General features: G+C 65.4%; 6 protein-coding genes. 3 read left to right on the top strand and 3 right to left on the bottom strand.

Translation table 11 applies throughout. The annotated features are described in order from the left end of the window. The 3 genes from Asi02nite_RS40840 to Asi02nite_RS40850 form a co-directional block, all read right to left on the bottom strand. Positions 1-222: hypothetical protein (locus Asi02nite_RS40840; RefSeq protein WP_203719415.1), on the bottom strand; the 222-nt coding region annotated here is incomplete at its 3' end. Positions 223-584: 362 nt separating this feature from the next. After that, complete coding sequence (locus tag Asi02nite_RS40845; protein ID WP_203719416.1) at positions 585-1,496, bottom strand: hypothetical protein; 912 nt, start codon at positions 1,494-1,496, stop codon at positions 585-587. Next, positions 1,493-2,086, bottom strand: coding sequence for a SigE family RNA polymerase sigma factor (locus Asi02nite_RS40850; protein ID WP_203719417.1), 594 nt, complete (start codon positions 2,084-2,086; stop codon positions 1,493-1,495). Before Asi02nite_RS40850 ends, Asi02nite_RS40845 begins: the two co-directional genes overlap by 4 nt. Between Asi02nite_RS40850 and Asi02nite_RS40855 the strand changes: the two genes are divergently transcribed. The 3 genes from Asi02nite_RS40855 (at position 2,085) to Asi02nite_RS40865 (ending at position 5,108) form a co-directional block, all read left to right on the top strand. Further along, positions 2,085-2,396: a hypothetical protein gene (locus Asi02nite_RS40855; protein ID WP_203719418.1), complete on the top strand. Its 312-nt coding sequence runs from the start codon at positions 2,085-2,087 to the stop codon at positions 2,394-2,396. The genes Asi02nite_RS40850 and Asi02nite_RS40855 overlap by 2 nt on opposite strands. A gap of 889 nt (positions 2,397-3,285) precedes the next feature. Next, a complete protein-coding gene (locus Asi02nite_RS40860) occupies positions 3,286-3,570 on the top strand; it encodes a hypothetical protein (protein ID WP_203719419.1) in 285 nt (94 codons plus the stop codon). A gap of 1,085 nt (positions 3,571-4,655) precedes the next feature. Then, on the top strand, positions 4,656-5,108 hold the full coding sequence (locus tag Asi02nite_RS40865) for a hypothetical protein (protein WP_203719420.1): 453 nt from the start codon (positions 4,656-4,658) through the stop codon (positions 5,106-5,108). Positions 5,109-5,253 lie beyond the last annotated feature (145 nt).

Consider the following 5,253-nt stretch of genomic DNA (forward strand, 5'->3'; position numbering starts at 1 on the left):
CCCCTCACCCGGCAGGTCGACCTGGCGGGGCCGGCGGTCGGTCCAGATCAGCGAATCGAGATCGGTCTGGCCGGTCCGGCCGACGATGTGGCGCCCGCCTGGCTCCATGGCCAACACGAGGCTGTACGCGCCGGGCGACGGTAACGCCAGGCGTTCGACTGTGCAGTCCCCGCCGGGTCGCTTCTTGTACACGGTCAGACCACCGAGCGCCCCGACGACCATGAAGGCCGTGGCCCCAGCGATCCAGACTCGTGTTCCGCGGTCCCATCCGTTCTCCTATGCGAAGTTGACGTGTCCGGTCGTCCACCGCGTCACGGCATCGCAATCCCGAGCAGCTGCGACGCTGGCCCATTGCGGCCACGGGCGCCAGCTGCACCTCCTCCGCCGCGAAATGCGGCTGGTGGCGCGGGTGACCGCCTCAGCGCCGGCGGTGTCGCGGATTTGATCGGCTGGCATCAGCCGCTGTCCGAGCCGATCGAGGCCGACGATGCGTTGCCTATGTCGGGTCCAGGTCCTCAACCGCCGCGACGCCGACCGCCGGGGCCCGCCTGCGGGTGCGGACGCGTGGTCGCCGGGGCATGGAGTCAGGAGACGCCGATGCGGGCCAGGAGCTCGCGAAAGGTCGGCAGCGACACGTATGCGCCTTCCGTGGGCAGGACAGTGAGGTTATAGACCACGCCGGGTGCCTCCCACCGCACGAGGTACCGGTCCAAGCCGGTTGGGTAGATGCCGCCGCGTGTACCGGCCACCTCGACTGTGCCGACCGGTTCCGTCTTCGGTACGGCGGCCAGTAAATGATCTGCCGGGTAGCCCCTGATCTTGATGTCCGGGCCGCCGGGGCGGGTGTAGGACACGTTCCAGACGGCGGGCAGTTCGGCGTTGACTGGTCTTGGGGCGGAGAAGGTTGTCGGCACCTCGGACCAGCCGGCGCTACCGCCGGGTACCTGCGGCTGGTCCGCTTCGCGATACACAGGGCGGCGAGTGTCGTCGTACCCGTCGATGAGGGGTCGGCGGGCGAGTGGCTCCGGCAAGGTGATCTGGACGGTGGCCAGCTTGTTGTCGCTGGCGCAGCCAACGCCGGTCACAGAGCCATCGGAGACCGTGACGATGACCGTGGCAGCATCGGTCGCGAAGGTCGCCTCAGGACTCCAGGAGCCCTGGCAGGCGGGGCCGTCGACCGGACGCGACACGAAGAGGGTGACCTGCGTGCCGGCCCGATCCACCCGGGCCATCCACCAGGTGAGCCCGGTGTTCACAGCCGCAGCGGGTCCGCCCGGTCCGGCGGGCGCCGTGCGCTGCGGCCCGTCGAGGGTGGACGTGTACCACAGGGCCGGTCCGGCCAGCACAAGCGTGACGACGGCAGCTGCGGCCGCGTTGCGGCGGGTGCGACGGCGTCGTGCCCGCGCGCGTAGCTTCGCCAGCGGCGGCCGACGCAGCTCCTCTGGGATACCAGGGATGGCCTGCTCAAGCAGGTGCGCCACGCGATCGTGGCTCATCGGTTCGCCTCCTCAGTTAGCAGTGCCTGCAGCGTGGGGTCGGCCCGGAGCGCGGCCAGCGCCCGGGCGGTGTAGGACTTGACCGTGCCCACACTGATGCCTAACGTCCGCGCGGTCGCCGCCTCAGTCAGATCGGCGTGGTAACGCAGCATGATCACCGCCCGCTGCTGGTGCGGCAAACCACGCAGCGCCGCACGGACCACGTTCCGGACGCCGGCATCCGCGTGCGGATCGGCGCCGGACCGGTCGGGAACCCGTTCAGTGGGCACCTCGGCCCGCCAGCGGCGCCGCCACCAGTTCAGGTACGTGGTGGCCAGCATCGCGCGCACGTAGGCGTCGGGAACCCCGTTCCGGACCCTGGGCCATCTGCCATAGACCCGTGCGAGCACGGTCTGAAGCAGGTCCTCGGCCCGGTGCCAATCGCCGGTCAGCAACCACGCCGAACGCAGCAGCCGGGGCCACGCGACCGCCACGTACGCCTCGAAGTCGCGCAGCGTTTCTGTCTCGTCCACTACCCCTCCCGCCCGTGAACAGGGCGAGACCCGTAAATGGTTGCCACCGCGTACGAGGTGGGCCGCCGCGTCGGCCATGACCGGTCGCCTTCGGCTGCTCGCAGTCCAGCGAGTCACGCGTCGCGCGCTGCTGCGTCCCCTGCTGCGCCAACCGACCGCCGACTCTGCCGGCGAGGTTCGCGCCCAAGCCAAGCGGTCAGCGCTGCTGGTCGACGGATTCCCGGCCCCGGTGCCCGGCGCTCGCCACGACAGCAAGGCGTTGCCCAACTCCGGCATCGCCGACCGGTGGGCAAGCCATCTGCGACCCGGAGGGCCCGGCATGCTCGCCGACCTCGGCTACCTAGGCACCGCCGCGATCACCGGCACCCCGCAAACCCCGAGGAGCTGACCTGACCGACGTCCAACGCGCCTGCAATACCGCCATCAACAGCGCCCGCGCCGGCGTCGAGCGGGCCATCGCACACGTGGTCAACTGGAAGGTCCTCGAAACCGGATGGCGCGGACGCCTCACCGACGTCCCCGACGTACTACGCACCGTCACCGGACTGGAAATCTACCGCACATGGGGGTAGCCATTCTGAATAGCGCTCCAGGTAAAAAACACCCGCTCTAAGCGTTGACCGTAAATGCCAATGCCAATGCCGCACCCAAGAGGGTCAACAGCAGCACGACGTCCTTGATCCGTGCTTGAGTCCAAGCGGGCCGGCAGCCTCCGCCACCGTCCGCCCAAATCAGCTCGCCGCGTTCGGATCAACTCACTTAGACGGATCAGGCTGCGTGTGGGTGGGGAGATGCTGGCAAAATAGGTGAGCAACGAGACTCCCGGACAGGGTTGTCGTTCTTGGTCGACTGCCGTCCTACCGGAGTGTCGTCCTATATGGAGCACCGACACGCCGCCGGACCAGACCGCCCACGCCATCCCCACCACGACGAAATGGCTCATGCAACGCGTCGGCCGTGACCACGGCGTCGCGTAGGTCGCCGGTCTGCTCGAGCATCGGCCGGAACCGGGTGATCTCGTTCGTCTTGCCGTCCACGGCGATCGCCCGCCTGCCCGCCCCCGGTGTGGCTGTGGTCCGGCTGGCGCCAGCCGCCGACCGCCGCGGTGAGCAGGTCCGGGTCCAAGGCCTGCAACAACCCGAAGGATCATCGCTTCCGACGGACGCTGGTCCGAAGTGATACCCAGTGCGGCCATGGTCGCAGCGGGCGCGTCAGCGACCCACTCGGCGATCGCGGTGTATGAGCGGCTGCCGGGCACTACGGCGCACACTGCCGCGGTGACCGACGACCGCCAGCCGGTGCCGCACCCCGCGACGGGCGCCAGGATCCGCCAGCGCTGCGGGCAATCCAGCAGCGGCTTCGGGCACCGTGACAGCCGGCGCCGCCGACAGCAGAACCGGCTCGAGATTCATTTTGAAATTGTTTTGAAAGCGAGGCTGACTACCGTGGCGTATAGCCGGGACTACGGGATGCCTAAATTTCCTGGTGCGCTGACCGAGCGGAAGGGAATCCTAAAATGCCACTCTAAGGCTATTCTATCTTTCGGGTTGGTAACTGAGTAGTGCGTCCCGAAACTACGAAATACAACGGCTTGGAGGATATACGATACTCGCCCTGAAGCGCCTGGATTTAAGGCACGATCGCCTAGCATGACGCCACGCGGGATCACGATCGGCTGGCAGAACGGTTCTCACCTGAATTCCACCAGAACCGGCGGCTATCTGGGCGGAGTTGGCACTAGTGAGGTGAAGGGCGGCCCGGGGGTGCCATTGCCGGAGGTATTGTCCTGCGTCGGCGTAGGTAGAGCTGCAATTGGACCACATGGAGAAAAGTGGATGATGAAGTTTCGTGCGATGGATAAAAGGCATGTTCTTGTAAAGGGTGTCGCCGTACTGGTGGCGGTCTTTGCGGCATTAGTCTCGCCTCCGATATCTGGTCCAGATTCGGCGGCGTTTGCGTCAGCCCGCGTCGCGGCCCTAGATCCGGGATTCTACCCTGCTAGTGGGGACCCATATTTTGCCAACGATTTCTTTCCCCTCAACAGTGTTGGTGCCAGCCGAGCGCAGTCGGCTGTCGCCGGGTGTGTCGCCGGGGCTTTTTGCACGATTCAGATCGACCGGAGCTTAGGGTATCCCCGATACGAGGTAGTTTACCTGGGCAGCAATAACAGCGGCTGCGTCTTTTGGAATCTGCATCAAGTATCTGGAGCTTTCCATACTAAGAATCGTACCAGCAGAGAGGTAATCTTCTACGATTCGGCCAAGGACATCACTTTCCGGATGGCGAGCGGAAGGCATATGATCTTGGATTGGAGCCCATATTACCACATAATGACCTGCAGATAGATATTTACCTCTCTGGACCGTATATTTGCGCACTCGCAGTTCCCGGGCCTCGGAAGCAACTCGGTTACGTGGCCGAAGGCTTCATGCCGGGCTGATCGGCAACTACTTTGGCCTCGAGCTTTACAACGACGACGAAGGCGACGACTGAGCTATCAACTTCGCCGATGCCGATTGCGGGTACGGCGTCATGCAGGTCACCGACGGTATGCGACTGGCAGGCAAAGAGAGCCCGGCGAGGTCGCACTGCCGTATGACCGGCAGCGGGCCCTCGCCATGGACTTGCCGCGAACGTCGCTAGTGGCTTGCAGATTTTGCAGGAAAAGTGGAACGAGACCCGCAGCGCCGGCCTAATCGTCAACGATGGGAATGCCACCCGGCTTGAAAACGGGTTCTTCGCCGTGGGCCTACAACTCCGGCTTCCATGCCAACAAAACGACGGGCAGCCCTGGGGGTCGGCTGACTCAACAACCCAGTTAACGCCAATTATCCGGCCGACCGCGGTCCACGCATTCCAGCCCGCTTGGTGGAACACGGATGGAGATCATGCAAGCGTCAAGCCGCCGCTGGCACGGTTCTGCGACGCCAGCAACCAGTGCCGCCCGGGGGAGTCCCACACGCCGAACGACCCCGACGTGGTCGGCGAGCCCGTCGGCCCATGCGCACACCGGAACAGCGCCGGGCAATACAACCCTGAAATGCTGGTATCACGAACCGAACACCTGGAAACCGGACTGTGCGATCACCTGCGGCAATGAATTGCTGCGTTTCAATCCCGGCTACGCCTATTAGGAGGACGCCACCAGTTAGCCGTGGTGTGCACGATCGCCGGTCTGCCATCCAACTCTCCCTGGTGGTCGACAACCTTCCTCAGTCGAGCCCGTCGATCCGCCCGGCTGCACT

It is taken from the genome of Asanoa siamensis (genome assembly GCF_016862555.1).
GTDB classification, from domain to species: Bacteria; Actinomycetota; Actinomycetes; order Mycobacteriales; family Micromonosporaceae; genus Asanoa; species Asanoa siamensis.

Bases quoted from the DNA above. Each gene is read 5' to 3' on its own strand.
- Asi02nite_RS40855 (WP_203719418.1), top strand. From the start codon at position 2,085: ATGACCGGTCGCCTTCGGCTGCTCGCAGTCCAGCGAGTCACGCGTCGC.
- Asi02nite_RS40845 (WP_203719416.1), bottom strand. From the start codon at position 1,496: ATGAGCCACGATCGCGTGGCGCACCTGCTTGAGCAGGCCATCCCTGGT.
- Asi02nite_RS40850 (WP_203719417.1), bottom strand. From the start codon at position 2,086: ATGGCCGACGCGGCGGCCCACCTCGTACGCGGTGGCAACCATTTACGG.